The following is a 25,843-nucleotide window of genomic DNA, read 5'->3' on the forward strand; positions in this document are numbered from 1 at the left end:
ATACAGGGTGGTGGTCCCGCACGCGAGGACGTCGCGGCGATCGGCATGGTCCGCAGGACACGTCCGACAAGGTGAGTTCGATCGTGAGTATGGATCTCTTCGGTCAGGGCGCGGACACGTCGCCCGGGACCCGCAGTGCGGTGTTGTTCGACTTCGGAGGGGTGCTCACCACCAGCGTGTTCGCGGCCTTCGAGCAGCTGGGGGCCGACCTGGGCTGCGACCCACGGCTGCCGCTGCGGCTCCTGGCCAGGGACAGGGCGAGCGGCGCCCTGCTCGTGGCGCACGAGGAAGGCCGGATCGGCGAGCTGCAGTTCGAACAGGGCTTCGCCGAGCGGCTCCGAGCCCACGGAGTGGCGGTCGACCGTACGGAGCCGGGCATCGTACGCCGGCTCCAGAGCGCCATGGGCCCCGACCGCGCCATGATCGACCTGGTCGCACGGGTGCGCGAGGCCGGGTACCGCGTCGGGCTGCTGTCCAACTCGCTCGGCGACGACTGCTACGCCGGGTTCGACCTCCCGGCCATGTTCGACGCCGTCACCGTCTCCGGAGAGGTGGGCGTTCGCAAACCCTCGCGCCGGGCCTACGAGATCGCCTGCGAACGACTGGGCGTCCACCCGCGGGACGCGGTGATGGTGGACGACCTGGAGCAGAACGTCGCCGCCGCCGAACGCGCGGGTCTCGCGGGGGTCGTGCACACACACGCCGCCGCGACGGCCGCGGCGCTGACGTCCGTACTCCGCCCACCCGCGCGGACGCGGTGACCGTCCTGCGTCGCGCAACCACGAACCCCCCGAGGTGCATCCGTGTTCCAGACGACCGACAGGGCCAAGGCCTACCAGGAGAAGCTGCTCGCCTTCATGGACGAGCACGTCTACCCCGCGGAGCCCGTCTACGACGCGCAGATGGCACAGTCGGGCGATCCGCACTTCCACCCGCCCGTCCTGGAGGAGCTGAAGGCGGAGGCCAGGAAGCAGGGACTGTGGAACCTCTTCCACCCGCACCCCGCGTGGGGACCCGGACTGACCAACCTCGAGTACGCCCCGCTCGCCGAGATCATGGGCCGCAGCCCGCACCTGGCGCCGGAGGCCACGAACTGCAACGCGCCGGACACCGGGAACATGGAGGTGCTGACGCTCTTCGGCACCGAGGAGCACAAGGAGAGGTGGCTCAAGCCGCTGCTCGCCGGCGATATCGCCTCCGCGTTCGCGATGACCGAACCGGCCGTCGCCAGTTCCGACGCACGCAACATCCAGCTGCGCATGCGGCGCGACGGCGACGACTACATCCTCGACGGACGCAAGTGGTGGACCTCCAACGTCCTGCACAAGAACTGCAAGGTCCTCATCGTCATGGGCAAGACGGACCCGGACGGGCCCAGTCACCGTCAGCAGAGCATGATGGTCGTGCCGCTGGACACCCCCGGCATCACCGTGGTGCGCAACCTGCCCGTCTTCGGTTACCAGGACCGGGAGGGCCACGGCGAGGTCCTCTTCGAGAACGTGCGGGTGCCCGCAACGGCCCTGCTCGCCCGCGAGGGCGACGGTTTCATGATCGGGCAGGCCCGGCTGGGTCCCGGGCGCATCCACCACTGCATGCGCACCATCGGCATGGCCGAGCGGGCCCTGGACCTGATGATCGACCGGGCCCAGGAGCGGACGACGTTCGGTGCGCCGCTCGCCGAGCGGGCCAACATCCAGGACTGGATCGCCGAGGCCCGGATCGAGATCGACATGGCCCGGCTGCTGACTCTCCAGGCCGCCCATCTCATGGACACCGTGGGCAACAAGGAGGCGCGGACGGAGATCGCCGCCATCAAGGTGGCCGCACCGGACATCGCCCTCAGGGTCATCGACCGCGCCATCCAGGTCCACGGCGGAGCAGGCGTCTCCGACGACTTCCCCCTGGCCAGTATGTATGCCCACTTGCGCACCCTGCGCCTGGCGGACGGCCCCGACGAGGTCCACAAGCGGACCATCGCCCACCGCGAACTGCGCCGTCGTGAGGCCGAGCGAGGCCCGAGGTGAGCGCAGGACATGTCCCTCCGAGGGCGGTGGGCGCTCGCGGCTGAGCCCGCGGCCCCCGACGTACCTGTGCGGATCGACGCGGAGCACGGTGTCGATGTCTTCCTCGGACACACCACTTCGTGCGCGCGTCGGTCTGCTCGGTGACCGGCGCGCCCGTGCGCACGGGATCGCGGCACGGATATTGAAGGTGGATTCACCTTCGAATACCGTCGACAGCCGAGCGGTCGGAGCCGTGTGAAGGGGCGGTGCCCCCGCGCGCTCCGGATCCGCAGATGCTCGCTGTCCTGGTGCAAGAACGGGCGATACGACCCACCGACACCTTGGAGCCGCCCCCATGAGCACGATTCCGTCCGCCACGGGTGGGACCGCCACCGCACCCGATTCCGCCCAGGCCCCGGCGCGCGCCCTGAGACGGTTGTGGCGCCGCCAACTCCCCGCGTACCCGGCGCCCTTGGCCCGCTACAGCGGCCTCACGATCGTCGTCCTGTCGACGATCGTCCTCTACTACGCGCTGTACATCCAGTACGGTGTCGGCACGTCGATCATGGCCGAATTCCACATGAGCTTCCTCTACTTCGTGTGGATGTCCGTCATCGGCAACGCCGTGGGAGCCATCGCCTCACTCGTGGCCGGTCTCGCCGACCGGTGGGGCCGGGCCAATCTCGTCGTCTACGGCCTCCTGGTGGTCGGGGCCCTGATGCTCACGCTGCCGTACGCGCCGGACAAGGGCACCTACCTGGCCCTGTTCGAGGGCATCTACTTCGTCGAGGGCCTGGTCCTGGTGGCGACCCCGGCACTGATCAGGGACTTCTCGCCCCAGCTCGGCAGGGCCGGCGCGATGGGCTTCTGGACGATGGGACCCGTGGTCGGCTCGCTCGTGGTCACCGTCGTCACCAGCGCGACACTCGACTCCACGTCCTGGCGCGACCAGCTGCGGTTCGCGGGGTTCGCCACGCTCGCCGTGTTCCTGCTCGCCCTGTTCGGGCTCCGCGAGCTCTCCCCGCGGCTGCGCGACCAGCTCATGGTGAGCGTGCGTGACCGCGCGCTGATCGAGGCCCGGGCGCGGCGGCAGCCGGCCGTGCACGCCACCTCGGGGCACTGGCGGCAGATGCTGCGGCCGGACATCGTCGGGTCGGCGTTCGCGATCAGCGTCTACCTGCTCCTCTACTACTCCGCGGTCGGCAACCTGGTCATCTACTACTCGACCGTGTTCGGCTACACCGAACAACGGGCCAACGCCCTGGCGAACTGGTACTGGGCCAGCAACGCGATAGCCCTGGTGCTCGTCGGCGTGCTCTCCGACAAGCTCGGCGTGCGCAAGCCGTTCATGCTCGTCGGGGCGGTGGGATCGATCGTGGTGACCTCGCTGTTCGCCCTCGCCGCGACGGACAAGGGCACGGGCTACTACCACTTCGCCGCGTTGTTCGTCGGCATCGGCGTGTGCGCGGGACTCACCTACGCCCCCTGGATGGCGAGCTTCACGGAGACGGTGGAACGGCGCAATCCCGCGGCGACGGCGACCGGACTCGCGGTCTGGGCGTGGCTCCTGCGGGTCGTCGTGACGGTCTCCGCCGCGTGTGTCCCCGTGGTGGTCACCTCGGTGACTCCGCTGGTGGAACACGGCGCCGAGGTCCAGGCCGCCGCCGGCACCGCGGCGCCCGCGCAGCGCGTGATCAGCGAGCATCCCGCCCTCTTCGCCGAACTGGAGAAGTACCCGGCGGGTGAGGTTCCGGCCGGCCTCCAGGCACGGGCCCTGAAGGAGGTCGGCGCCGCGGACCTGGCGCTGGTGCGCGAGGCCGGGCCCGCCCTGGGCACGCTTCGTCTCCACGGAGCCGAGGTCGCTCAGGCGGCGGACCAGGGGCCCGGGCAGTGGCAGACCTGGTGGTGGGTGTGCGTCGGCGGCCAGGCCGTCTTCCTGCCCCTGATGTTCCTGATGCACGGCCGCTGGAGCCCGAGACGGGCACGGCAGGACGCCGAGGACCACCGACGGTCCGTCGAACGGGAGCTGTCGTTGCTGGAGAGCTCGGGCGACCGGGGGGCCGTGGAGTGAGGGGACACCGCCTGTCACGGGCGTCGCACACGCGGCTCATGGCCCGCGGCTGTCGCCCGTGCACAGGCGGCCTCGGAGCGAGCGATGAGAGTGATGCGCCGATTGCGCCGAGTTCCCGGCCCGCGACGCGACGGCGGTCCGGGAGGCCACATCCGTCATCGGCTCGCAGCGCGACCTGTCATCGGCTCGCAGCGCGACCTGTCATCGGCTCACTGCGCGCGAACGGCGCCAGGGCGGCGCGCCTCGTTCAGCCCAGGCGGCGATCCCGTCGGCGCCCTCCTGGCCACCGTTGACCGCGGGGCGAGGCGGCCGCAGCCGTGACGATCCGGACAGCGGACACCGCCGTGCTCCAGGCCGTTCCAGGCCGTCGCTCAGTGCGGATGCTCGCCGTCCGGACGCCCCTCGGAGGCCATGGGCAGGGCGGGCGGGGTGCTCCCGGCGGAGGTCTCCTCGGCGACCGGCACCGGCTGCCGGTAGCGCGTGGAGGTGTCGATCCTCGGTGCCGCGCTGCCGAGCCGGTGAGCCGTGGCCCTCGCCTCGTCGTCGTCCGGCACCGACACGGCGAGGAGCCGGAAGGGAGCCGAAGGACGCAGTTCCACGACCACGACAGGCCTCCCGGGCCGCAGGGCCACGAAGTCCGTGCCCCCGGGGTGGCCGCGCGTGCCGACGGACCAGCCCCCGGGAGTCCAGGTGCCGCGCTGCCGGACTCCACGCAGGGCGCGCCACCAGGCGGTGTCGACCGTCACGCGGCACACCGCCGTCAGCGGCACCCGCACGTCACCGCGGCGGGCGGCCGCTTTCTGCCACCACGACAGGTGTACGACCACGTCGTCCCCGTCGATGAGCATGCGTGCCATGTCTCAGCTCCTCCGTTCCATACTCGTCGCTTCTCCGGGCGGCTGCCGGACACCGCCGGGAGCGCTGCCGCCCGGCACCGGAACCCTGAGTCCGGGGGCGCGGACACGCCGGCGTGTCCCGTGTCGTGGCGGCCCGGTCCGGGTACCCGGCCGGGGCGCCGGAGGGAGGTGCTGCCGTGTCCGTCCGGTCGTCCGAGTGCGCGCGGGCGCACCCGCCGGGCGCGAGCCGTCGTACGACCGCACGCCGTGGCCCGGTGACGAGCACGGCGCGGGTGTGGAAGGAGTCGACTGGGCATGCGGTTTCATGATCGCGTCCATGCCGGCCGGGAGCTGGCCGAGCGGCTGCGCATCCGGCAGGAGGCGGGGGCGCTGACGCATCCGGTCGTGCTGGCCCTGCCGCGCGGCGGGGTGACGGTGGCCCGCGAGGTGGCGCGGGCGCTGGAGGCACCGCTCGACGTGGTGGTCGCGCGCAAGATCGGCGCGCCGTTCCAGGAGGAGCTGGGCGTCGGGGCGCTCGCCGGTGACGATCCTCCGCTGTTCGACGAGCGGACCCTGGACGACCTCGGGCTGACCGAGTCGGCCCTGGACGACACGGTGGAGCGGGAGCGGGCCGAGCTGCACCGCCGGGAACAGCGGTACCGGGAGGGCCGTCCCGCGCCCGAGCTGCGGGACCGCACCGTGATCGTGGTGGACGACGGGGTGGCCACCGGGGCGACGGCGCGTGCGGCGCTGCGCTGGCTGCGCCGGCAGTCGCCGGAGCGGGTGGTGCTGGCGGTGCCCGTGTGCTCGCCGCAGGCGGCCGACCTGCTGCGCGGCGAGGCCGACGAGGTGCTGTGCCTGCAGCGGCCGACCGTCTTCCTGGCCGTGGGGGAGTGGTACGAGGACTTCGAGCAGCTGACGGACGACGACGTGCTCGCCGTGCTGCACGGGCAGTGACCCCCGGGCGCGCCGAGCCGGAGCGGAGACCGCGATGGAGTTGGTCGAGGAACGTTCCTTCCGCTACCGCATCGAGCCGCACGCGGACATGCGGGTGCCCGGGGTCGTGTTCGCGTCCCGGGAACTGCTCGCGGATGCCGAGCAGTCCCTGGAGCAGGTCGTGCACGTGGCCACGCTGCCCGGCATCGTCGCCGCCTCGTACGCCATGCCGGACATCCACTGGGGGTACGGCTTCCCCATCGGCGGTGTCGCCGCCACCGACGTGGACGCCGACGGGGTGGTCTCGCCGGGCGGCGTCGGCTTCGACATCTCCTGCGGGGTGCGGCTGCTGGCCGCCGACTGCGACGCCGACACGCTCCGGCCCCGGCTGACCGCGGTGATGGACGGCCTGGACCGGGCGATTCCGCGGGGCGCCGGCCCCGGTGGCGTGTGGCGGCCGGACGGTCCCGGCGAGCTGGAGCGGCTGCTGGCCGAGGGCTCCCGCTACGCCGTGGAGCGGGGCCACGGCGAGGAGCGCGACCTGCTGCGCTGCGAGGACGGCGGCGCGGTCGCCGACGCGGACGTGACCCAGGTCGGGCAGCGGGCCCGGGAGCGGGGCCTCGGCCAGGTGGGCAGCCTGGGCTCCGCCAACCACTTCCTGGAGGTGCAGCGGGTGGCCGAGGTGTACGACGGCCCGGCCGCGGCCGCCTTCGGGATCGGGCCCGGCCAGGTGTGCGTGATGATCCACTGCGGCTCGCGCGGGCTGGGGCACCAGATCTGCACCGACCACGTGCGGCTCATGGACCGCGCCATGGCCCGGTACGGCATCTCCGTGCCCGACCGGCAGCTCGCCTGCACGCCGGTCGACTCGCCCGAGGGCCAGGACTATCTCGGGGCGATGGCCGCCGCCGCCAACTACGGCCGGGCGAACCGGCAGTTGCTCTCCGACGCGGCACGCGGCGTGTTCCGGCGCACCGCGGGTGCCGGGCTGACGCTGGTGTACGACGTCTCGCACAACCTCGCCAAGATCGAGACCCATCCGGTGGACGGCCGGACGCGGCGGCTGTGCGTGCACCGCAAGGGCGCCACCCGTGCCTTCCCGCCCGGGCATCCCGAACTCCCGGACGACATAAGGGAGTTCGGGCAGCCGGTGCTCATCCCCGGCACCCTCGGGACGGCGTCGTACGTGCTGGCCGGCGTGTCCGGGGGCGACGCCTTCCACTCGACCTGCCATGGCGCGGGCCGGACCATGAGCCGTCATCAGGCCGCGCGCAGCATCACCGGCAGCGAGCTGCGGTCGCGGCTGCGCGAGGCCGGTATCGCCGCGCGCCCGAAGTCCTGGCGCGGCCTGACGGAGGAGACGCCGGAGGCGTACAAGGACGTCGACGCCGTCGTCGCCGCGAGCGAGGGGGCGGGGCTGTGCCGGAAGGTCGCCCGGCTGGTGCCGCTCGGGGTGGTGAAGGGCTGACGGCGGTGGCCGGCGGCTGCCCGTGCCGCGGGGGGTGCGCGGGTGCGGTCACACGTCCACGATCACCGTGCACGACCAGCCGTACGCGTCCGGACCGATGTGCAGCTCCTGCCAGGAGACACCCTTGGGCGCGGCGCCGATGACGGCGACGTCCCTGAGGTCGGCGAGCGAGAGCCGTACCGCAAGTCCACCGTCGTCGGTCGGCTCCGCCTCCACGTCGACGGGGATGCGGCCCGCCACCTCGAGCCGGTAGACCACCTCCTCCAGCAGCGCGACCAGCAGGTCCGCGTCGTCGCCGGGGGCGAGGCGGACCCGTTCCATGGTGGTCGGGTGTGCCTCTGACACATCGGCGAAGGCCTCGACCATGGCGCGTACGGCCTCGGTCAGGCACTGCTCCCGGGTGGGGCCCCAGGCCTGCAGGCGTGTGTCGGCGGTGTGCGGCATCGAGCGGTGGCCGTTCTCGCCCTCGCGCCGTGCCTGCAGCTCGTCGCTGATGTCACCCACCATGGCTGCCGTGATCCCTTCTCCGGCCCCCTCGGGTTCCATCGTCGCTCGCCGGGCTCGGCGGCGCCATGTCTGCCCCGGCCGCCCGGTGCGGGAAAAGCCGGTTTGCCCGCGCCGTCCCGGGCTACGCGGGCGGGCGAGGCCCTACGCCTCACCATCTCGGACCCGGGAGGTGCCCCGATGACACGGCGGATACGCGAAGTCATGTCGCCCGGTGCGGTGGCGGTGGAGCCGATGACCACGGTGGAACGGGCGGCGCTCCTCATGCGGGAGCACGACATCGGTGACGTCCTGGTCGCCTACGACTGCGATCTGTTCGGTGTGCTCACCGACCGCGACATCGTGGTGCGGACGCTCGCCGCGGGACTGGACCCGCACACCACCACGGTCGGCAGGGTGTGCAGCCGGCCGCCGGTGCTGACCCTGACCCCCGAGGACACCACGGATCACGCCGTCGAGCTGATGCGCCGGCACGGCCTGCGCCGCCTCCCCGTCGTGGAACACGGCGGCTGCCCGGTCGGCTTCATCAGCCTCGGCGACCTGGCGGCCGTCGAGGACCCGCACTCGGCCCTGGCGGAGATCAGCGCGGCGCGACCCAACCACTGACCTCTCGCGCGCCGACGCCTTCGAGACAGCCACCGGCTGCCGGGTGACGTCCTGTGCCGTCGGCGCCGTCGCTTCAGATGCCTTGACCGGCCCCCGGCCCCCGGTCAGGGCGCGAGCACGCGGGCTCGGCAGGCCGATGGTGTGCCCCAGGAGGATCGCAGGGCGCGGGCCTTGCGGATCCACAGGGAGAGGTCCAGTTCCTCGGTGTAGCCGAGGGCCCCGTGCAGGTGCAGGGCGGTGCGCGCCGCGGTGTACGCGGCCTCGCAGGCGGAGACCTTCGCCGCTGCGATCTCGCGCCCGGACCCGGTGTCGCCCCGGCCCAGCGCCAACGCGGCGGCGTGGACCAGTGGCTGGGCGAACTCCAGGGCGATCAGCGTGTCGGCCAGGCGGTGCTTGACCGCCTGGAAGGAGCCGATGGGAACCCCGAACTGGCTGCGCTGCCGGGCGTGTTCGACGGTCCGGTCCAGCAGGGTGCGGCCGAGCCCCAGGGCCTGCGCGGCGGTGGTCAGCGCCGCGACCTCGGTGGCGTGCGCGGCCGCGGCGGCGACGGCCGGACCCCGGGCCAGCTCGGTGCCGCCCAGCGGGCGGGCCGGCCGCCGCGCCGGGTCGAGCGAGTGCTGTACGGGACCGTGCGCCTCGGCCAGGCGCAGGGTGTCGCCCTCGACGACGAACACCGCGTCGGCGGCGTCCGCGTCGAGGGCGTAGGGACTGCCGGGGGAGAGCAGGCACACGGAGGCGACGACCTTGCCGGCCGCGATCCCGGGCAGCCATGCGGCGGCCGTCGTCGCGTCGCCCAGACGGTCCAGAAGGGCCGCAGCCGCGACCGTCTCCGCCAGCGGGCCCGGCACGGCGTGTCGGCCCAACTCCACAAAAGCGACGGTCAGTTCGAGGGACAGCGCCCCCAGGCCGTCGTACCGCTCCGGTACCGCGAGCGCGAACACCCCGGCCTCGGCCAGCCTGGTCCACAGCGCGCGGCCGGGTGCGGTGTCCCCGGCCGCCCAGGACCGTACGACGGCCGGCGTGCCCGTCGCCGTCAGCATGGCGTCCAGCGAGCGGGCGAAGTCGCGCTGTTCGGCGTCGAGGAGGAAGAGCATCACCGGCGTCCCTTCGGCAGGCCGAGCAGCCGCTCGGCGATGATGTCGCGCTGGATCTCGTTCGTGCCCGCGTAGATGGGCCCGGCCAGGGAGAAGACATAGCCCTCGGCCCAGCCGCCGTGCGCGGGCGCGTCCGCGGCGTCGTCGGCGAGCTCCCCGTAGGGGCCGAGCAGGTCCAGGGCGGTCTCGTGCAGGGCGATGTCCAGCTCGGACCAGAACACCTTGTTCAGGCTCGATTCCGCGCCGATCGAGCCTCCCGCCCGTCGCCCGCCACCACCCTTGTCCGCGGGCCCCGCGGGACCGTCGCCCTCTTCTGCCAGGCGCGAGGCGGCCGCGTACGTGAACAGCTGATAGGCGCGGGCGCCGATCACCGCGTCGGCGACCCGGTCGCGCAGCGCGGTGTCGGACGGGTCGGACTGCTCCCGCCACAGCCGGGTCAGCCGGTCGGCGGCGGCCGAGAAGCGGCCGGGACTGCGCAAGGTGAGTCCGCGCTCGTTGCCCGCCGTGCTCATCGCCACCCGCCAGCCCCGCCCCGGTACGCCGATGACGTCCTCGTCGGGCACGAAGACCTCGTCGAGGAAGAGTTCGGCGAAGGCGGGCTTGCCGTCGAGCCGCCCGATGGGCCGTACCGTCACCCCCTCCGCGTCCAGCGGGAACATCAGGTACGTCAGCCCCCGGTGCGGCCGGCCGGCGTCCGGGTCGCTGCGGAACAGTCCGAAGGCGCGGTCGGCGAAGGCCGCACGCGACGACCAGGTCTTCTGGCCGCTCAGGCGCCAGCCGCCGTCGGTGCGCACGGCTGTGGAGCGCAGGGAGGCGAGGTCCGAGCCCGACTCCGGCTCGGACCAGGCCTGGGCCCAGATCACCTCGCCGCTCGCCATGGACGGCAGGATGCGCGCGCACTGCTGCGGTGTCCCGTGCTCGAAGAGGGTGGGCGCAAGGAGGTTGATGCCGTTCTGACTGACCCGGCCGGGCGCGCCGGCCGCGTAGTACTCCTCCTCGAAGATCAGCCACTGGAGGATCGAGGCGCCCCGGCCACCGTACTCCTCGGGCCAGGAGACCACCGACCAACGGTCGGCGAACAGAGTGCGCTCCCAGCCCCGGTGGGCCGCGAAGCCGTCCGCCGTCTCCAGCGAGGGCAAGGGGGTGGCGGGCACATGGGCGGCGAGCCAGGCGCGGGCCTCGGCACGGAAGGCGTCGTCCGCGGCGGAGAAACCGAGGTCCATCAGCTGCCCGCCTCCTTCGTCGTCGCGGAGTCCGGGGTGTCGCGGTACTCGGGCCGGTGCGTGGTGACGACGGTGGCGACGGGGCCGTGGCATGGGGAGCTGACGGGTTCCCTGGGCGCGGTGCGGGCAGCGGGCATCCGCCCTCCTTCCCTAACAAGTGTTTGGTAGGTTAACGTAACGGTCCGTCAGCCGTCGAGAGCCGCCCGGAGCCGCCCATGAGCACGCCCCCGCCGCCCTACGTCCCCGGGCACGCTCTCCTGCACGGCCGTACCGCCGTAATCACCGCCGCGGCGGGCGCCGGCATCGGCGGCGCCACCGCCCGCCGGCTGCTGGAGGAAGGCGCCCGCGTCGTGCTCTCCGACGCCCATGCCCGCAGGCTCAAGGAGGCGGAGGCGGCGCTGGCCGCGGAGTTCGGCGCGGACAGCGTCGTGGCGCTGCCCTGCGACGTCACCGACGAGGACCAGGTCGCCGCGCTCTTCGACTTCGTGGCGGAGCGGCACGGGCGCCTGGACGTCGTCGTCAACAACGCGGGCCTCGGCGGCACCGCCGACCTGGTCGAGATGACGGACGAGCAGTGGGCCAGGGTCCTCGAAGTCACCCTCACCGGCACCTTCCGCTGCACCCGCGCCGCGCTGCGCCGGATGAAGGCGGCGGGCGCCGGGGGCGTCCTCGTCAACAACGCCTCGGTGATCGGCTGGCGGGCGCAGCGGGGTCAGGCGCACTACGCCGCCGCCAAGGCCGGGGTCATGGCCCTCACCCGCTGCGCCGCCGTGGAGGCCGCGGAGTACGGGGTGCGGGTGAACGCGGTCTCGCCCAGCCTCGCCATGCACCCGCACCTGGTGAAGGTCACCACACCGGAACTGCTGGAGGAACTGACCGCCCGCGAGGCGTTCGGCCGCTGGGCCGAGCCCTGGGAGGTGGCCAACGTCATCGTCTTCCTGGCCAGCGGCTACTCCTCGTACCTGACCGGCGAGGTCGTGTCCGTCAGCAGCCAGCACGCCTGAACCGGGAACGACCGCCGCCGAGGCGTTCGCGCATGACACCGCAGACATCACGACCCCCGGAACTGATCTCCGACCAGCCGGAACCGATCCCCCAAGGAGTGGCCATGGCCGAGGCGTACATCGTCGAAGCGGTTCGCACCCCGGTCGGCAGGCGTGGCGGTGGGCTCGCCGCCGTCCATCCGGCCGATCTCGGGGCCCATGCGCTGACGGCGCTGATGGAACGTTCGGGCATCGACCCGGCCGCCGTCGAGGACGTCGTCCTCGGCTGCCTGGACACCGTCGGACCGCAGGCCGGCGACATCGCCCGCACCTGCTGGCTGGCCGCCGGGCTGCCGGAGGAGGTGCCGGGGGTGACGGTGGACCGCCAGTGCGGCTCCTCCCAGCAGGCGCTGCACTTCGCCGCGCAGGGAGTGCTCTCGGGCACCCAGGACCTGGTGGTCGCGGGCGGCGTGCAGAACATGTCGATGATCCCGATCGCCTTCGCCACCCGCCAGGCCGCCGAACCCCTCGGCCTCACCCAGGGCCCCTACGCCGGCTCCCGGGGCTGGCGGGCCCGCTACGGCGACCGGCCGGTCGACCAGTTCGCCGGCGCCGAGATGATCGCCGAGAAGTGGGGCATCTCCCGCCGCGACATGGAGGAGTTCGCGCTGCGCTCCCATCAGCGGGCCGTCCGCGCCATCGACGAGGGCCGCTTCGACCGCGAACTCGTCGCCTGCGGCGAGGTGACCACCGACGAGGGCCCGCGCCGCGACACCACGCTCGAGAGGATGGCCGGCCTGAAGCCGGTGGTCGAGGGCGGCCGGCTGACCGCCGCCGTCTCCTCCCAGGTCTCCGACGGCGCCTCCGCCCTGCTGATCGCGAGCGAGCGGGCCGTACGGGAGCACGGTCTGACGCCCCGCGCCCGCGTCCACCATCTCTCGGCGCGCGGCGAGGACCCCATCCGCATGCTGTCCGCACCGATCCCGGCCACGGCGTACGCCCTGAAGAAGGCCGGGATGACCCTCGACGACATCGACCTCGTGGAGATCAACGAGGCCTTCGCCCCCGTGGTGCTCGCCTGGCTGAAGGAGACCGGCGCCGACCCGGAGAAGGTCAACGTCAACGGCGGCGCCATCGCCCTCGGCCACCCTCTGGGCGCCACCGGCACCAAGCTCATGACCACGCTGCTGCACGAACTGGAGCGCACGGGCGGACGGTACGGCCTGCAGACGATGTGCGAGGGCGGCGGCCAGGCCAATGTCACCATCGTCGAGCGGCTCTGACGCCGGGAGGTCCGCTACTCGGCCAGGGGCAGTCCACGGAGCACCGCCCCGGCCTCCGTCATGATCCGGTCGACGAGTTCGGCGCAGGACGGCAGGTCGTCGATGAGGCCGGCGACCTGACCCGAGGCCATCACGCCGAGGTCGGTCCGGCCCTCGACCATCGACGCCCTGAGCAGCATGGGGGTGTTGGCGGCGAGCAGGATCTGACTCCAGGTCAGCTCCTTGCCGTGCTTCATCGCCAGGCCGTCGCGGACCATCCGCGTCCAGCTCATGCCGGACAGCTTCTTGAAGGACGCCGCGTGCCGTGCGGCGCGCAGGAGCGCGGTCACCCGGCCCGCGCGTTCGAGGGAGTCGACCAGTTCGGTGCGCAGCATCCGGTGGGGGAGTCCGTCGACCTTGGTCGTGACGGCGATGTCGTCCACCGTGGCCGCCAGGTACCGGGCCTTGACCGCGTCGGGGACGGTGCTGTCGGAGGTCAGCAGGAAACGGGTGCCCATGGCGATCCCGGCGGCACCGTAGGCGAGCGCGGCGACCAGACCGCGTCCGTCGCGGAAGCCGCCGGCCGCGATCACCGGGACGTCCACGGCGTCCACGACCTGGGGGAGCAGGACCGTGGTGGCGACCTTCCCGGTGTGCCCACCGCCCTCCCCTCCCTGCACCAGCACCGCGTCGGCGCCCCACGCGGCGACCTTCTCGGCGTGCCGCCGGGCGCCGACGGACGGGACGACGACCACGCCGGCGTCCTTGAGCCGGGCGATCAGCTCCCGGGAGGGCGCGAGCGCGAACGAGGCGACCCTCACCCCCTCGTCGATGACGATCCGCACCCGCTCGGCCGCGTCCGAGGCGTCCGCCCGCAGATTGACCCCGAACGGCGCGTCGGTACGGGACTTGACCTCGCGGACGGCCGCCCGGAGCTGGTCGGTCGTCATGGTGGCCGAGGCGAGGATCCCGAGCGCGCCGGCGTCGGCGGCGGCCGACACCAGTCGGGGGCCGGCCACCCAGCCCATGCCGGTCTGCACGATGGGATGCCGTACGCCGGTGAGCTCGGTCAGCGGGGTGGCGATCGCGATGTCGTTCACGCGGGCACCTCGCGGTCGCGCAGCGCCTTCGGGTCGATGACCTCGCGGATCAGCCGCAGCTCCGCGGCGGTGGGTTCCCGGGTGTACGGCACCTCGTCCGGGACGGCCAGCGGGAAGCCGGTGGCCTCGGCGACCTGCTCGACCGTGACCCCGGGGTGCACAGAGCGCAGCCGCATCGTCCGGTCGGGCGTCCGGAAGTCGAAGACGCCCAGGTCGCTGACGACGTCCGCGATGCGGTGGTGGCGGGACGCGGAGGGACCGGCCGCGGCGGCACGGTCGTGGCCGACGCCGCACACCATGTCCACCCGCTCGACGAACACCCGCTTCGAGTGCCGTGGCACCCAGTAACTGGTCGGATTGTTGAGGGTGTTGGCGGGGGCGCCGCGCACGCCCAGCAGCTGCCGGGTGGGCCGGTTCCAGTCGCCGATGCAGGAGATGTTCTGGTTGCCGTACCGGTCGAGCTGGCTCGCGCCCATCATCACGTGCCGCCGCCCGGTCGCGACCAGGGCCAGATGCTGCCGGTACGGCAGCCAGCCCTCGACCACTCCGGCCTGGGCACCGAGGGCCGGGACGTCGCCGATCAGCAGTGCCTCGCCGTCGGTCAGCAGCAGGTCGGGGGAGAAGGCCAGCTTGGCCAGCCGGGCCCCGATCGTCGGGACGGTGCCCATCGGGCTCGCCAGGACCTCCCCCGCCCCGCGCCAGGCCTCGGCACAGGCCACCACGCAGTACTCGGCGCGCGTCGCCTTCGGCGTCGTACCGGGGTCACTCATGCGCCGCCTCCTCCTCGTGGAACGCCCCCACCGCGGACTGGTACGCGTCCTCGTCGCCGGACAGGAACCGGTCGGCGAAGGCCCGCCAGGCCTCCGGGTCCCGGGCGGCCCGTGCGTAGGCCCGCTGGAAGGTCTCGTCACGGTCGTGGTCGGGGACGCAGGAGGTGAAGTGGGCGCCGTTCGGTGTCTCCACGACGCCGTTCACGAACGCGCGCTTGACCAGCAGGGTCTGTGGGCCGGCGGCCTTGAGCAGGTCGGCGCTGTCCACGATCCGCTCGCAGGAGACGTATGCGGCGTCGGCGGCCTCGCAGAACAGGTCGTCGAAGTACGGGTCGGGGCCGAGATACTGGGCGTTGCCGTGCGCGTCCGCACGGTTGAGGTGCACCAGCGCGGCGTCCAGGCGCAGGGCCGGGACGGCGACGAGCTCCTCGCCGTCCTCGTACGGCGAACGCACCGTCCGCAGACGGGGGTTGACCCTCATCACGTCCGATCCGAGACCGGCCCGGACCGGCATGAAGGGCAGCCGGTGCGCGGCGGCCGTCAGCCCCCACAGGAACATGGCCTCGTCCAGCTCCACCAGTTCCAGCGCGCCCCGCTGCCGCGCCGCTGTGAAGTGCGGCTCCAGGGGGATGGAGTCGAGGGTGGCGAAGGCGGCCACCAGCGTGCGGATCTTCCCGGCGGCGGCCAGCAGCCCCACGTCCGGGCCGCCGTAGGAGACGACGGTCAGGTCGGTGACGTCCGAGCGCAGCAGCGCCCGTACCAGCGCCATCGGTTTGCGCCGCGAACCCCAGCCGCCGATGCCGATCGTCATGCCGCTGTCCAGCCGGCCGACGACCTCCTCGGCGGTCATCGTCTTGTCCCTGCTCACGACGGCTGCTCCTGGTCCGTGCCGACGGATCGCCGGTCCCTGCCGAAGGTGTCGCGGACGCGCTCGGCGACGCCGCTGAGACCGGCCTCGAAGGTGAAGCCCTGTTCGAAGCGGTAGCTGCGGCGCACGTCGACCGGGTCGATGCCGTTGATCGCCGCCTTGGCCAGCCGGATCAGGGACCCGTCCTTGGCGGCGATCTCCCGCGCCAACTCCAGTGCCGCCGTGTTGAGTTGTCCGCGCGGGACCACCCGCCACACCGAGCCGTGCCGGTGCAGCTCCTCGGCGGTGACGGTACGGGAGGTGTAGTACAGGGCCCGCATCAGGTGCTGGGGCACCAGCCGGGCGAGATGGGTGGCCGCGCCGAGGGCGCCACGGTCCAGCTCGGGCAGGCCGAACACCGCGTCGTCGGCCGCGACGATCGCGTCCGCGTTTCCGGCGAGCCCGATGCCGCCGCCCAGACAGAAGCCCTGTACGGCGGCGACCACCGGCACCTCGCAGTCGTACACCGCGGCGAATGCCTCGTAGCAGCCCCGGTTGGCGCCGATGAGGGCCTCGTGCCCGGCCGTGCGCTGCATCTCCTTGATGTCGACACCGGCGTTGAAGCCGCGGCCCTCGGCGGTGAGCACCACGCAGCGCACCTTCGGGTCGGCGCCGGCGGCGCGCAGACAGGCGGCCAGTTCGTACCAGCCGTGCACGGGGAGGGCGTTGACCGGCGGGAAGTCCACGGTGACGACGGCGATGCCGTCTTCGGGGACGGAGGTGGAGACAACCATGGGCAGATCAGCTACCTTTCCACCAAACGTTTGTTAGGTGAGAAGGTAGCAGCGGAGTGCGCGCTGCGGGAGGTGTTCCTTGGCGGCGGTCATCGATCTCACCGGGCGCGTCACGGTCGTCACCGGCGGAAGCCGGGGCGTCGGCGCCGGCATCGCCCGGGCGTTCCTGGAGGCCGGCGCGGACGTCGTGACCTGCGCGCGCCGCCCCCCGGACGCGCCGGTCGAGGCGGCCGGCCGAGCGGCGCGCTTCCTCCCCGTCGACCTGCGTGACGCCGACGCCGTCGCAGCCTTCTTCGAGCGGCTGCGGAGGGAATACGGCCGCCTCGACACCCTGGTCAACAACGCCGGGGGCGCCCCCTTCCGGATGCTCGCCGAGGGCGGGGCCGGACGGCACGCCCGGGTCGTGGAACTGAACCTTCTCACCCCCCTCACCACCTCGCTCGCCGCGTACGAGGTGATGCGCGGTCAGCGGGGCGGCGGGTCGATCGTGATGATCGGCAGCGTCAGCGGAACGCGTCCGTCACCGGGCACCGCCGCGTACGGCGCGGCCAAGGCCGGCCTGGACAACCTGGCCCGCTCCATGGCCGTGGAATGGGCGCCGCGGGTGCGGGTCAACACGGTCGTCCCCGGCATGGTCCGCACCGAACTGTCGCACCTGCACTACGGTGACGCGGACGGCATCGCCGCCGTCGGCCGCACCGTCCCGCTCGGCCGCCTCGCCTCGCCCGCCGACATCGGCGACGCCTGCGTGTTCCTCGCCTCCGACCGGGCCGCCTACATCAGCGGGGCGAGCCTGCACGTCCACGGGGGAGGGGAGCGCCCCGCCTTCCTCGACGCGGCCGGCGTCAACGAGCAGCGGGCGCCGCGACATCCGACGAAGGGACTTCCCCCCATGACCGGAAAGGACGTCCAGCCATGACCGTGAGCGGACTGTGCACCGGACGCGTCGCCGTCGTCACCGGTGCGGGCCGCGGCCTGGGCCGCGCGCACGCCCTCGCCTTCGCCGCCGAGGGAGCCAAGGTCGTCGTCAACGACCTCGGTGTCGGGCTCGACGGCACGGGCGGGACCGCCGGACCGGCTCAGCAGGTCGTCGACGAGATCCGCGCGCTCGGCGGCGAGGCGGTCGCGCACGCGGGCGACATCGCCACGACCGAGGGCGCCGCCTCCCTCGTCGCCACCGCCGTCGACGCCTTCGGCCGCCTGGACACCCTGGTCAACAACGCCGGATTCCTGCGGGACCGGATGCTCGTCAATCTCGACGAGGACGCCTGGGACGCGGTCGTGCGCGTCCACCTCAAGGGCCACTTCCTGCCGCTGAGGCACGCCGCCGCGCACTGGCGTGCCGAGGCGAGGGCGGGCCGCACGCCCGAGGCCCGGGTGATCAACACCGGCTCCGGGGCGGGGCTGCTGGGCAGCGTGGGCCAGGGCAACTACTCCGCCGCCAAAGCCGGGATCGTCGGCCTGACCCTGGTCGCCGCCGCCGAACTCGGCCGCTACGGCGTCCAGGTCAACGCCATCGCCCCGGCCGCCCGGACCCGGATGACCGAGCGGACCTTCGCCGAGACCATGGCCGCTCCGGAGAACGGCGGTTTCGACGCCATGGCCCCGGAGAACGTCTCCCCGCTCGTCGTCTGGCTCGGCTCCGCCGCCTCCGCGGGGGTCACGGGCCGGGTCTTCGAGTCCGAGGGCGGCCGCATCACCGTCATGCAGGGCTGGCGCCCCGGCCCCACCGCCGACAAGGGCGCCCGCTGGACCCCGGCGGAGGCGGGCGAGGCAACCCTGAAACTACTGGCCGAGACGGAGACCCCACAGCCGGTCTACGGCGCCCGGTGATGCCCGGTGGCCTGCGAGCGCCCGCTCCCCCCGGCCGTCGCGCTGAGCATCCTGCGGGCGTCCGTGTGTGACGGGGAGGCGCTCGGCGACGAAAGCTGGCCCGGCGAGGAATTACCGCTGGCCGGCGAGGAAGTCGACGATCGCCGTGACCAGTTCGGGCGAGCCGGCCGCCGTCCAGTGGTCTCCGGGCACCACGACCCCGGTGGCATGCGCCAGTGCCGCGACCAGCTGGCCGGCCGAGGAGGCGGCGCCGCTGTCGTCGGCGCCCACCGCGACGAGCGTCGGCACCGTGATCCGGGCGAGCGACTCCGCCGGCGTGGCCACCAGCGAATCCAGGACACGCAGGAGCGCGACCGGGTCCGCGCCGCCGGAGCGGAGCCACCGCTCCTGGCGTTCCTCCGGCGAGCCGGGCTCGAACGTCCCCCAGCCGGTGAGGACCGGCCGCAGTGACGCGTCCGCCCCGCCGCCCGAGCCGAGCACCTGACGCAGGCCCTGGCCCGCGACGACGGCCCGGCCGGGTGCCGCGCCGCGCACGAGCATCCTCACCACGATGCGTGCGCCGAGTGAGTATCCGCCGAGGTCGTACTCGCTCAGTCCGAGGTGCTCGACGAGAGCGAAGCCGTCGTCGGCCAGTACGTCCGGGGGACAGGAGGCGGCGTCATGGGGCTTGTCGCTCCTGCCGTGCCCGCGGAAGTCCGGCATGATCACACGGTGACCCGTCGCCGCGATCGCCTCGGCCTGGCCGTTGAGCAGCCACAGCGTCGCGTCTCCGGTGAAGCCGTGCAGCAGGATCAGTGGGCGGCCCGCACCCGTCTCCCGGTAGGCGAGGCGCACACCGTCACGGCCGGAGAAGGAGGAGACTGCGGGATTCGGCATGTGCCGGAGCCTATACATGGCTCCACCGCGACTCGGCGCGCGCAGCGATGCGTGCGGCGCCCTGCCTCTCCCGGAGGAGTGCGCCGCACGCTCGACGGGTCGGTCCGGTGCTGCCTAGCCGACGGTGAAGTCGTCGGCCTGGACGTCGGACTGGCCGTACCAGCCGTGGACGTAGACGGTGACGGTTCCGCTGCTGCCCGTCGTGAAGTTGACGGTCAGCTGGTTCCAACTCGTGTTGCTGGACCAGGTGCTGGCGGTGGCGCCGCCGCCGACCCCGACGTAGGCGTAGGGACCCTGGACCCAACCGGTGAGCGTGTAGCTGTGGTTGGGGGACAGGGTGACGGTCTGGTCGCATTCGCCGGTGCTGCTGGAGCTCGGGGTGACCTGGAGGGCGTGGCTGCCGCTGTGGACCGGGCTGGAGACCACTGTGCTGCCGCCCGTGCAGGTCCAGGGGCTCAGGGTGCCGGTTTCGAAGCCGGCGTTGGTCAGTGAGCCGCCTCCTCCGCCTCCGCCGCCACTGGAGGTGACGGTGAGCGTGTAGGTCGCGCTGTGGCTGCCGGTGGACGCGGTGCCGGTGACGGTGATCGGGTAGGTGCCCGCGGCCACGGACGAGCCGACCGTCGCCGTCAGCGTCGAGCTGCCGCCGGACGTCACGGACGCGGGGCTGAAGGAGACGCTGACGCCGGAGGGCGCGCCGGAGGCGGAGAGGCTGACGGATTCGGCGCTGCCGGAGGTGACGGCCGTGGCGACGGTCGCGGTCGCGGAACCACCTTGGGCGGCCGAAGCGGAGCCCGGGGACAGGGACAAGGAGAAGTCACTCGTCGTGCCTCCGCCTCCGCCCGAGCTGCCCTCGTACGGCACGAACGCGTCCGTGAAGGCCAGGCTGCTCTGGCTGATCTCGCTGCACGTGGGCAGCGAGTTGGCGCTTCCGCTGCACGGCTGGTCCCGGTTCACGGACCAGAAGGCGAGCCGTCCGACGCCGTTCTGCGCGGCGAAGTTCTCCACGGTCCGGGCGTCGGCCAGGGTGAACGTCGAACCGTCGTCGTTCTTGCCGATCATCGGGGTGATCCCGAGGTTGGCGTAGGTGTAACCGGAGTCGACGGACTGCATCTGCGCCAGCGTGGCCCTGGCCGCGTCCACCGCGCCCTGGCCCATCTCGGTGCCCGTGCCGGCGTAGTAGTCCATGGCCATGATGTTGACCACGTCGATCTTGATGCCGGCGCTCTTGGCGGCCTTGAGGATGTTGACGCCGTCGTTGGTGAGGCCGCTGGTCAGCACCGGCAGGGTCATGGAGAACTGCAGGCCGGGGTTGGACGCCTTGAGGTCCTTCATCGCCTGCATCTGGCGGGCCGCGGCCGCGGTGTCCGCGACGGCGGCGCCCTCGACGTCGAAGTCGAGCCGGGTGACGCCGTAGTCGTTGATGAGGGCCTGGTAGCCGGCGTCGATGCTGCTCTGGGTGGAGCACGTCCAGGCGAGCGGTTCGCCGCTCGCGCCGCCGGAGGAAATGATGACGGAGGCACCTTCGGACTTCGCCTTGGCGATCTCCGGGTCGGTGTAGGAGTCGTTGCCGATGGGGAGGGTGTCGCCCCAGATCTGGGTGCAGCCTTCGCCGAGCGCGAACGCAGCGGTGTAGGCCTTGAGTTGGTGTCCGGTGATGGCGGTGTCGAGGAGTCCTTCCTGACTGTTGGACATGTCGACGTAGGGAGCGACGGAGTAGACGCTGCTCGCCGTCGCGGCGCTGCCGGCCGGTGCCAGAGCGACGACGGCGCCGGTGGCGGCGAGCGCGAGCGCGCATGCGGAAGCCGCAAATCTTGCCAGGTGCATGACAGTGCCCCTTCCGGGGATGCCTCGGGCGTGGAGTGGTGGGTGGTGCCGTGCGAGCCGAGTTGGTACATACCAAAGCGCCGGCGTGTCACCCCGTCAAGAGGACTAGACCAACTTGTTCCATCCGGATGTCCGATGCCCGGGACCGCGGGGGAGGGTGGTGAAGACCGGTCGCGCGCGGGCCGTATTAGGCTGGGTGACCGTCTGACCGGCACGTCGACGACGGCGCCGGGGCCGAGCTTCAGGGAGTGACCGATGACCGTGGGAACCGAGCGGGCCGTCCTGGCGGGCGGTTGTTTCTGGGGCATGCAGGATCTGATCCGCAAGCAGCCGGGCGTGGTGTCCACGCGCGTCGGCTACAGCGGCGGCGACACGCCGAACGCCACGTACCGCGACCACGGCGATCACGCCGAGGCCATCGAGATCCTCTTCGATCCCACGGTGACGAGCTACCGCGACGTCCTGGAGTTCTTCTTCCAGATCCACGATCCGACCACGCGGGACCGCCAGGGCAACGACCTCGGTCGCAGCTACCGGTCCGCCATCTTCTACGGCGACGAGGAGCAGCACCGCGTCGCCGTGGACACGATCGCGGACGTCGAGGCGAGCGGGCTGTGGCCGGGGAAGGTGGTCACGGAGGTGGAGCCCGTGGGCGACTTCTGGGAGGCGGAGCCCGAGCACCAGGACTACCTGGAGCGCTATCCCAACGGCTACACCTGCCACTTCCCGCGACCGAACTGGAAGCTGCCGAAGCGGCAGTCGTCCACGACGGACTGAAGCGGGCGGGACAACACGCGGGACGCGCTGACGGATCGCCGCCACGCATCACCCTGGCCTGCACGGGCTTCCGGCTGACCTGCACCGCACTTCCGGTGAACGATCCGGGTGGGCCCCTTCGGGGACGACACCTACGGCGTGCCGGGAAGCCGGACCGTGACGAGGAGACCGCCGGCGGTGCGGGGGACGAGGTCGAGGGCCCCGCCGTGGGCTCGGACGATGCTGTGCACGATGGCCAGGCCGAGGCCGACGCCGGCGTGCTCGTCGGTGCGCACACGTTCCGTCCCGCGCCGGAAGGGTTCGGTGAGGGACGGCACCAGTTCCGGTGGGAGCCGGCGGCCCGTGTTCTCGACCCGCAGCACGCTCGTGTCGCCGTGCGCCTCGGTGTGGACCGTCACGGTGCCGCCGGCGGGGAGGTTGTGGACGATGGCGTTCTGGACGAGGTTCGTCACCATCCGCAGCAGCAGCTCCGCCGAGCCGCTGGTCCGGGCCGCCCCGCCGGTGACGTCGAGCGTGATCCGGCGCTGTTCGGCGAGGGGGAGCAGCGTTTCGGCGGCTTCTTCGGCGATGAGGGAGAGGTCGACGCTCTCGCGGGCGAAGTTTCCGCGGTCGCCGCGGCTGAGCAGCAGGAGGGCCTCGGTGAGGTCGATCGCCCGCGTGTTGACGGCGTGCAAGCGCTCGATGAGCTCGCCCCGGTCCCGCGTGGGGTCCTTGCGGGCGACGTCGAGGAGCGTCCGCGAGATCGCCAGCGGGGTGCGCAGCTCGTGGGAGGCGTTCGCGGCGAACCTCTGCTGCTCGGCGACGTGGGACTCGAGTTGTTCGAGCATCGAGTCGAACGCGTCGGCGAGTTCACGGAATTCGTCCTGGCGGCCCTTCATGCGGATCCGGTGGGACAGCGACCCGTTCCCGGCCATCCGCGCCGCGGCAGTGATCTGTGTCAGCGGTGCGAGCATCCGGCCGGCCAGGATCCACCCCCCGACCAGGCCGAACACGAGCAGGAAGGCCATCGCCTCGGCCGCGGCGGAGGCGAAGGTGCGCTCGAGGAGGTAACGGTTGGGCGCGATCCCGAGAAGGCCCTTGGGCTTGTCGGGAACGTAGCGCAACACGGACACCCACACCACGGCCAGCAGGAGAGCACCGGCGACGGCGAGGAACCCGGCGTAGCTGAGCGTGAGTTTCAGTCGGACGCTGAGCCCTGGGCGTCTACGCATCCGTAGTGCCGGGGCGGGTGCTGTCCGGGCCGGTGTCGATGCGGTAGCCGACACCCGGCACCGTGGCGATGATCCATGGTTCGCCGAGCCGTTTGCGCAGTGCGGAGACGGTGATCCGCACGGCGTTGGTGAGCGGGTCGGCGTTCTCGTCCCAGGCCCGCTCCAGCAGCTCTTCGGGGCTGACGACACCGCCCTCGGCGGCGACGAGGACTTCCAGCACGGCGAACTGTTTGCGGGTGAGCGCGACGTAGCGTCCGTCGCGGAAGACCTCCCGGCGGAAGGGGTCGAGCCGCAGGCCCGCGATCTCGCGGACCGGGGGGCGGGCGTGCGCGCGTCTGCGGTCGAGCGCCCTCAGCCGCAGGACGAGCTCCCGCAGCTCGAACGGTTTGGTGAGGTAGTCGTCGGCGCCGAGCCCGAATCCGGAAGCCTTGTCGTCGATGCGGTCGGCAGCGGTGAGCATGAGGATCGGGATGCCGCTGCCGGAGGCGACGATGCGCCGGGCGACCTCGTCGCCGGAGGGGCCGGGGATGTCGCGGTCGAGGACCGCGAGGTCGTAGGAGTTGACACTGAGCAGTTCCAGGGCGGAGTCGCCGTCGCCGGCGATGTCGGCGGCGATCGCCTCCAGCCGCAGACCGTCACGCACGGCTTCGGCCAGGTAGGGCTCGTCCTCCACGATCAGTACGCGCATGTCTGAAGCCTAAACAGCACGCCATATCGCCGACATATGCAAAGACGGGTGCACACCGGACACGCGACTCAGCCCGCCGGTGCCGTCATGGGGTGAGGCTGGTCCGACGGCGCCACCGCCCTGGTCCGCCACCAGCGGCGCGACGCCAGCCCGGCCAGCACGGTGCCCACGGTGTTGACCAGTACGTCGTCCACGGAGGACACCCGGTCCAGCATCAGGACGTACTGTGCGGTTTCCACCAGGGCCGAGCAGCCCGCCCCGAGCGCCAGGATCCGCGGCACGGACGCCAGCGCCGCGAACCGCATCGGGGCGAAGAACCCCAGCGCCGCGAAGACCAGCAGGTTGCCGACGATACCGAATGGCCCCATCGTGACCAGGTCCCGCAGCGGTACCAGGCTCACCCGTTCGGGGACGGTGCCGGCCCCGGCGCCCGGCATCATGGTCCCCCACAGGAACGGCACCGTCCCGTGGACCATGCCCACCTCGGCCAGCGACATCCGCCACGCCCATGCGGTGCCGGCGGCACGCCGACGGCGCGCCAGGGCCCACACCACCAGCGCGGACAACGGCAGCGTGACCAGCGTCATGAGCGCCACACCGTTGAACGTGTCGAAGCAGCCGTGCCACCGCCCGGCCATGCACCTCGGAGCGGACATCATGAGCGGCCGCCGTATGACGAACAAGGCGCCCGCCATGCCGAGGACCGCCAGGCTGAGGAGCACGATCCCGCGCGCTCGGCGGGACGGTGCTGACAGGGATGCGTCGGGCTTCATGCCCCCATTGGAGACGGAGGGCCGTTGCGATGGCGTATGCGATTTTCGATACGCCCGCGATACACGGAATCCCGGGCATCAAGACCGACGGGCCGTCTCCTGGTCTCAGGTCAGCCGGCGCCCGTCCTCGGGAGCCGGGGGCAGCGCCAGGTGGGCCAGGTCGGCCGGTCGGGGCGAGGTGACGGGCCACAGGGGAGCGGCCTTGCCGTCGGCGAGCGCGGCAGGCGCGTCGGTGAGGTGCATCCGCTCGCGCAGCCGGCCGTAGAAGTCCATCGGGCCCAGCCGGACCGCCTTCAGCCGGCGTGGTGCGGCGTACACGCCGATCCAGTCCCCGGGGCTCAGCACTCCGCGCAGCTGACCGTCGATGCTGACGGCGGCCTGGCCCGACCGGTCGAGGATCCGCAGCGCGATGGGCTCGTCGGGGGCGGCCACGACCGAGCGGTTGAACACCATGTGCGGGGCGACCGGCGTGAAGATCAGGCCCTCCGCGCGCGGCGAGACCACCGGACCGCCGGCGGCGAAGCTGTACGCGGTGGAGCCCGTGGGCGTGGCCACCAGCAGCGCGTCGGCGGAGTAGCTGGCCAGGAGCCGGCCGGCCAGATAGACGGCGACCGACACCTGCCGGTCCCGGGCGAGCTTCTCCACGACGACGTCGTTGAGCGCCGTGACATTGAGCGCGACGCCCCAGTTGTCACCGACCTCGCACTCCGCCCGCACCCGGGGCGGCGGCAGCATCGGCCCACGGCCGTACTCCAGCAGCGCCTCCATCTGCGCGGGCACCTCAAGCCGGCACGATGCCCGCATGGTGAGGAGCATCCGGCTCTCCACGGTGATCCGCTCGGAGCGGACCGCGTCCAGCGCCGCGCGCACCGCCGACGCCGGGACCTCGGTGAGGAAGCCGACGCGGCCGAGGTCGACGCCGAGGACCGGGGCGTCGCTCTCGGCGGCCACCCTGGCGCCGCGCAGGAAGGTGCCGTCCCCGCCGAGGGTGACGATGAGGTCGGGATCGCCCGCGGCGTCGGCCTCCTCCCGGGCACTGTGCCGCGCCCCTTCCCGCCACACGTCGATGTCCGCGCATCTCACGGCGTGCTCCGCGCACCACTCGCGCACCACACGCGCGGCGGCCACGGCCTCGGCACGGCCACCGTGCACCACCAGGCCGATACGGCTCACCGTCATACCCGCCTCCGAACCGTCATGCCCATCTCCCAGCCGGCTGCCCCCGCCCGCCATCCTCACCACGGACCGCACCCGCGCCGCACGCGCCACGCCGAAAGGACGAAGGACAGGAGGCGCAGCCGACGCCCTCCCCATGACCAGCGACGATCCCCCTCATCGTGTCCGCCGCCGTAAAGAAGGCGAAA

Annotated in this window: 26 protein-coding genes; 11 read left to right on the forward strand and 15 right to left on the reverse strand. The window is 72.5% G+C overall.

The features are described 5' to 3' along the window. The first annotated feature begins 89 nt into the window (after positions 1–89). From SRB17_RS27280 to SRB17_RS27290, 3 genes are all read left to right on the forward strand, one after another. Entirely contained in the window at positions 90–761 is a 672-nt protein-coding gene (locus tag SRB17_RS27280) for an HAD family hydrolase (protein WP_153543023.1), read from the forward strand. Positions 762–803: 42 nt separating this feature from the next. Next, positions 804–2,024: an acyl-CoA dehydrogenase family protein gene (locus SRB17_RS27285; protein WP_323376307.1), complete on the forward strand. Its 1,221-nt coding sequence runs from the start codon at positions 804–806 to the stop codon at positions 2,022–2,024. A gap of 334 nt (positions 2,025–2,358) precedes the next feature. After that, positions 2,359–4,074, forward strand: a complete 1,716-nt coding sequence (locus SRB17_RS27290) for an MFS transporter (RefSeq protein WP_153542762.1) — start codon at positions 2,359–2,361, stop codon at positions 4,072–4,074. Between the two features lie 371 nt (positions 4,075–4,445). Here SRB17_RS27290 and SRB17_RS27295 read toward each other — a convergent pair whose 3' ends face one another. Beyond that, positions 4,446–4,931, reverse strand: a complete 486-nt coding sequence (locus SRB17_RS27295) for a hypothetical protein (protein ID WP_194294156.1) — start codon at positions 4,929–4,931, stop codon at positions 4,446–4,448. A gap of 294 nt (positions 4,932–5,225) precedes the next feature. On the opposite strand from SRB17_RS27295, the gene SRB17_RS27300 reads away from it, so the two are divergent. After that, entirely contained in the window at positions 5,226–5,867 is a 642-nt protein-coding gene (locus SRB17_RS27300) for a phosphoribosyltransferase (protein ID WP_153542763.1), read from the forward strand. A gap of 34 nt (positions 5,868–5,901) precedes the next feature. Continuing rightward, positions 5,902–7,314 (forward strand): RtcB family protein, encoded by a 1,413-nt coding sequence (locus SRB17_RS27305; RefSeq protein ID WP_153542764.1) that lies wholly within the window; start codon positions 5,902–5,904, stop codon positions 7,312–7,314. Positions 7,315–7,362: 48 nt separating this feature from the next. Here SRB17_RS27305 and SRB17_RS27310 read toward each other — a convergent pair whose 3' ends face one another. Then, positions 7,363–7,821, reverse strand: a complete 459-nt coding sequence (locus tag SRB17_RS27310) for an archease (protein WP_153542765.1) — start codon at positions 7,819–7,821, stop codon at positions 7,363–7,365. A 177-nt stretch (positions 7,822–7,998) separates the two neighbouring features. On the opposite strand from SRB17_RS27310, the gene SRB17_RS27315 reads away from it, so the two are divergent. Continuing rightward, positions 7,999–8,424, forward strand: a complete 426-nt coding sequence (locus SRB17_RS27315) for a CBS domain-containing protein (RefSeq protein WP_153542766.1) — start codon at positions 7,999–8,001, stop codon at positions 8,422–8,424. Positions 8,425–8,528: 104 nt separating this feature from the next. Here SRB17_RS27315 and SRB17_RS27320 read toward each other — a convergent pair whose 3' ends face one another. Genes SRB17_RS27320 through SRB17_RS27330 form a run of 3 tightly spaced genes read right to left on the reverse strand, consistent with a single transcriptional unit; the run spans position 8,529 to position 10,878 of the window. After that, complete coding sequence (locus SRB17_RS27320; RefSeq protein WP_153542767.1) at positions 8,529–9,518, reverse strand: acyl-CoA dehydrogenase family protein; 990 nt, start codon at positions 9,516–9,518, stop codon at positions 8,529–8,531. Further along, complete coding sequence (locus SRB17_RS27325; RefSeq protein WP_153542768.1) at positions 9,518–10,741, reverse strand: acyl-CoA dehydrogenase family protein; 1,224 nt, start codon at positions 10,739–10,741, stop codon at positions 9,518–9,520. The genes SRB17_RS27320 and SRB17_RS27325 overlap by 1 nt, the downstream gene beginning before the upstream one ends. Next, on the reverse strand, positions 10,741–10,878 hold the full coding sequence (locus SRB17_RS27330) for a hypothetical protein (protein ID WP_153542769.1): 138 nt from the start codon (positions 10,876–10,878) through the stop codon (positions 10,741–10,743). The genes SRB17_RS27325 and SRB17_RS27330 overlap by 1 nt, the downstream gene beginning before the upstream one ends. A gap of 78 nt (positions 10,879–10,956) precedes the next feature. Here SRB17_RS27330 and SRB17_RS27335 point away from each other — a divergent pair, with 78 nt between their 5' ends. Both SRB17_RS27335 and SRB17_RS27340 read left to right on the forward strand, forming a co-directional pair. Then, positions 10,957–11,745: an SDR family oxidoreductase gene (locus tag SRB17_RS27335; protein ID WP_153542770.1), complete on the forward strand. Its 789-nt coding sequence runs from the start codon at positions 10,957–10,959 to the stop codon at positions 11,743–11,745. 104 nt (positions 11,746–11,849) lie between these two features. Continuing rightward, positions 11,850–13,007: an acetyl-CoA C-acetyltransferase gene (locus tag SRB17_RS27340; RefSeq protein ID WP_153542771.1), complete on the forward strand. Its 1,158-nt coding sequence runs from the start codon at positions 11,850–11,852 to the stop codon at positions 13,005–13,007. A 14-nt stretch (positions 13,008–13,021) separates the two neighbouring features. Here the strand turns inward: SRB17_RS27340 and SRB17_RS27345 are convergent, their stop codons facing one another. Genes SRB17_RS27345 through SRB17_RS27360 form a run of 4 tightly spaced genes read right to left on the reverse strand, consistent with a single transcriptional unit; the run spans position 13,022 to position 16,497 of the window. Further along, complete coding sequence (locus SRB17_RS27345; RefSeq protein ID WP_323376353.1) at positions 13,022–14,071, reverse strand: NAD(P)H-dependent flavin oxidoreductase; 1,050 nt, start codon at positions 14,069–14,071, stop codon at positions 13,022–13,024. Positions 14,072–14,082: 11 nt separating this feature from the next. After that, positions 14,083–14,856: a CoA-transferase subunit beta gene (locus tag SRB17_RS27350; RefSeq protein WP_153542772.1), complete on the reverse strand. Its 774-nt coding sequence runs from the start codon at positions 14,854–14,856 to the stop codon at positions 14,083–14,085. Continuing rightward, positions 14,849–15,706 (reverse strand): CoA transferase subunit A, encoded by an 858-nt coding sequence (locus SRB17_RS27355; RefSeq protein WP_153543026.1) that lies wholly within the window; start codon positions 15,704–15,706, stop codon positions 14,849–14,851. The genes SRB17_RS27350 and SRB17_RS27355 overlap by 8 nt, the downstream gene beginning before the upstream one ends. A gap of 14 nt (positions 15,707–15,720) precedes the next feature. Then, a complete protein-coding gene (locus SRB17_RS27360) occupies positions 15,721–16,497 on the reverse strand; it encodes an enoyl-CoA hydratase family protein (protein ID WP_153542773.1) in 777 nt (258 codons plus the stop codon). Positions 16,498–16,576: 79 nt separating this feature from the next. Between SRB17_RS27360 and SRB17_RS27365 the strand changes: the two genes are divergently transcribed. Next, positions 16,577–17,416, forward strand: coding sequence for an SDR family oxidoreductase (locus SRB17_RS27365; RefSeq protein ID WP_153542774.1), 840 nt, complete (start codon positions 16,577–16,579; stop codon positions 17,414–17,416). A 2-nt stretch (positions 17,417–17,418) separates the two neighbouring features. Beyond that, on the forward strand, positions 17,419–18,330 hold the full coding sequence (locus SRB17_RS27370; protein ID WP_323376354.1) for an SDR family oxidoreductase: 912 nt from the start codon (positions 17,419–17,421) through the stop codon (positions 18,328–18,330). Between the two features lie 111 nt (positions 18,331–18,441). Here SRB17_RS27370 and SRB17_RS27375 read toward each other — a convergent pair whose 3' ends face one another. Next, positions 18,442–19,206: an alpha/beta fold hydrolase gene (locus tag SRB17_RS27375; RefSeq protein WP_153542776.1), complete on the reverse strand. Its 765-nt coding sequence runs from the start codon at positions 19,204–19,206 to the stop codon at positions 18,442–18,444. Positions 19,207–19,320: 114 nt separating this feature from the next. After that, entirely contained in the window at positions 19,321–21,030 is a 1,710-nt protein-coding gene (locus SRB17_RS27380; RefSeq protein WP_153542777.1) for a carbohydrate binding domain-containing protein, read from the reverse strand. A gap of 255 nt (positions 21,031–21,285) precedes the next feature. Here SRB17_RS27380 and msrA point away from each other — a divergent pair, with 255 nt between their 5' ends. Beyond that, positions 21,286–21,807, forward strand: coding sequence for a peptide-methionine (S)-S-oxide reductase MsrA (msrA, locus tag SRB17_RS27385; RefSeq protein ID WP_153542778.1), 522 nt, complete (start codon positions 21,286–21,288; stop codon positions 21,805–21,807). A gap of 131 nt (positions 21,808–21,938) precedes the next feature. Here the strand turns inward: msrA and SRB17_RS27390 are convergent, their stop codons facing one another. From SRB17_RS27390 to SRB17_RS27405, 4 genes are all read right to left on the reverse strand, one after another. Beyond that, the gene (locus SRB17_RS27390; RefSeq protein ID WP_153542779.1) at positions 21,939–23,018 is read right to left on the reverse strand and encodes a sensor histidine kinase; all 1,080 of its coding nucleotides are present in this window, start codon (positions 23,016–23,018) and stop codon (positions 21,939–21,941) included. Further along, positions 23,011–23,706 carry a response regulator transcription factor gene (locus SRB17_RS27395; protein WP_153542780.1) on the reverse strand — a complete coding sequence of 232 codons (696 nt, stop codon included), beginning with the start codon at positions 23,704–23,706 and terminating at the stop codon, positions 23,011–23,013. Before SRB17_RS27395 ends, SRB17_RS27390 begins: the two co-directional genes overlap by 8 nt. Before the next feature lie 68 nt (positions 23,707–23,774). Then, positions 23,775–24,479, reverse strand: coding sequence for a VanZ family protein (locus SRB17_RS27400; protein ID WP_153542781.1), 705 nt, complete (start codon positions 24,477–24,479; stop codon positions 23,775–23,777). 105 nt (positions 24,480–24,584) lie between these two features. Continuing rightward, entirely contained in the window at positions 24,585–25,658 is a 1,074-nt protein-coding gene (locus SRB17_RS27405; RefSeq protein ID WP_153542782.1) for an NAD(+)/NADH kinase, read from the reverse strand. Positions 25,659–25,843 lie beyond the last annotated feature (185 nt).

It is taken from the genome of Streptomyces sp. RB17, from assembly GCF_009604455.1.
Lineage (GTDB): Bacteria > Actinomycetota > Actinomycetes > Streptomycetales > Streptomycetaceae > Streptomyces.

What these genes read in the sequence shown, in the direction of transcription:
- SRB17_RS27280 (WP_153543023.1), top strand. Translation starts at nt 90, where the DNA reads ATGGATCTCTTCGGTCAGGGCGCGGACACGTCGCCCGGGACCCGCAGT.
- SRB17_RS27290 (WP_153542762.1), top strand. Translation starts at nt 2,359, where the DNA reads ATGAGCACGATTCCGTCCGCCACGGGTGGGACCGCCACCGCACCCGAT.
- SRB17_RS27295 (WP_194294156.1), bottom strand. Translation starts at nt 4,931, where the DNA reads ATGGCACGCATGCTCATCGACGGGGACGACGTGGTCGTACACCTGTCG.
- SRB17_RS27300 (WP_153542763.1), top strand. Translation starts at nt 5,226, where the DNA reads ATGCGGTTTCATGATCGCGTCCATGCCGGCCGGGAGCTGGCCGAGCGG.
- SRB17_RS27305 (WP_153542764.1), top strand. Translation starts at nt 5,902, where the DNA reads ATGGAGTTGGTCGAGGAACGTTCCTTCCGCTACCGCATCGAGCCGCAC.
- SRB17_RS27310 (WP_153542765.1), bottom strand. Translation starts at nt 7,821, where the DNA reads ATGGTGGGTGACATCAGCGACGAGCTGCAGGCACGGCGCGAGGGCGAG.
- SRB17_RS27315 (WP_153542766.1), top strand. Translation starts at nt 7,999, where the DNA reads ATGACACGGCGGATACGCGAAGTCATGTCGCCCGGTGCGGTGGCGGTG.
- SRB17_RS27320 (WP_153542767.1), bottom strand. Translation starts at nt 9,518, where the DNA reads ATGCTCTTCCTCCTCGACGCCGAACAGCGCGACTTCGCCCGCTCGCTG.
- SRB17_RS27325 (WP_153542768.1), bottom strand. Translation starts at nt 10,741, where the DNA reads ATGGACCTCGGTTTCTCCGCCGCGGACGACGCCTTCCGTGCCGAGGCC.
- SRB17_RS27330 (WP_153542769.1), bottom strand. Translation starts at nt 10,878, where the DNA reads ATGCCCGCTGCCCGCACCGCGCCCAGGGAACCCGTCAGCTCCCCATGC.
- SRB17_RS27335 (WP_153542770.1), top strand. Translation starts at nt 10,957, where the DNA reads ATGAGCACGCCCCCGCCGCCCTACGTCCCCGGGCACGCTCTCCTGCAC.
- SRB17_RS27340 (WP_153542771.1), top strand. Translation starts at nt 11,850, where the DNA reads ATGGCCGAGGCGTACATCGTCGAAGCGGTTCGCACCCCGGTCGGCAGG.
- SRB17_RS27350 (WP_153542772.1), bottom strand. Translation starts at nt 14,856, where the DNA reads ATGAGTGACCCCGGTACGACGCCGAAGGCGACGCGCGCCGAGTACTGC.
- SRB17_RS27355 (WP_153543026.1), bottom strand. Translation starts at nt 15,706, where the DNA reads ATGACCGCCGAGGAGGTCGTCGGCCGGCTGGACAGCGGCATGACGATC.
- SRB17_RS27360 (WP_153542773.1), bottom strand. Translation starts at nt 16,497, where the DNA reads ATGGTTGTCTCCACCTCCGTCCCCGAAGACGGCATCGCCGTCGTCACC.
- SRB17_RS27375 (WP_153542776.1), bottom strand. Translation starts at nt 19,206, where the DNA reads ATGCCGAATCCCGCAGTCTCCTCCTTCTCCGGCCGTGACGGTGTGCGC.
- SRB17_RS27380 (WP_153542777.1), bottom strand. Translation starts at nt 21,030, where the DNA reads ATGCACCTGGCAAGATTTGCGGCTTCCGCATGCGCGCTCGCGCTCGCC.
- msrA (WP_153542778.1), top strand. Translation starts at nt 21,286, where the DNA reads ATGACCGTGGGAACCGAGCGGGCCGTCCTGGCGGGCGGTTGTTTCTGG.
- SRB17_RS27390 (WP_153542779.1), bottom strand. Translation starts at nt 23,018, where the DNA reads ATGCGTAGACGCCCAGGGCTCAGCGTCCGACTGAAACTCACGCTCAGC.
- SRB17_RS27395 (WP_153542780.1), bottom strand. Translation starts at nt 23,706, where the DNA reads ATGCGCGTACTGATCGTGGAGGACGAGCCCTACCTGGCCGAAGCCGTG.
- SRB17_RS27400 (WP_153542781.1), bottom strand. Translation starts at nt 24,479, where the DNA reads ATGAAGCCCGACGCATCCCTGTCAGCACCGTCCCGCCGAGCGCGCGGG.
- SRB17_RS27405 (WP_153542782.1), bottom strand. Translation starts at nt 25,658, where the DNA reads ATGACGGTGAGCCGTATCGGCCTGGTGGTGCACGGTGGCCGTGCCGAG.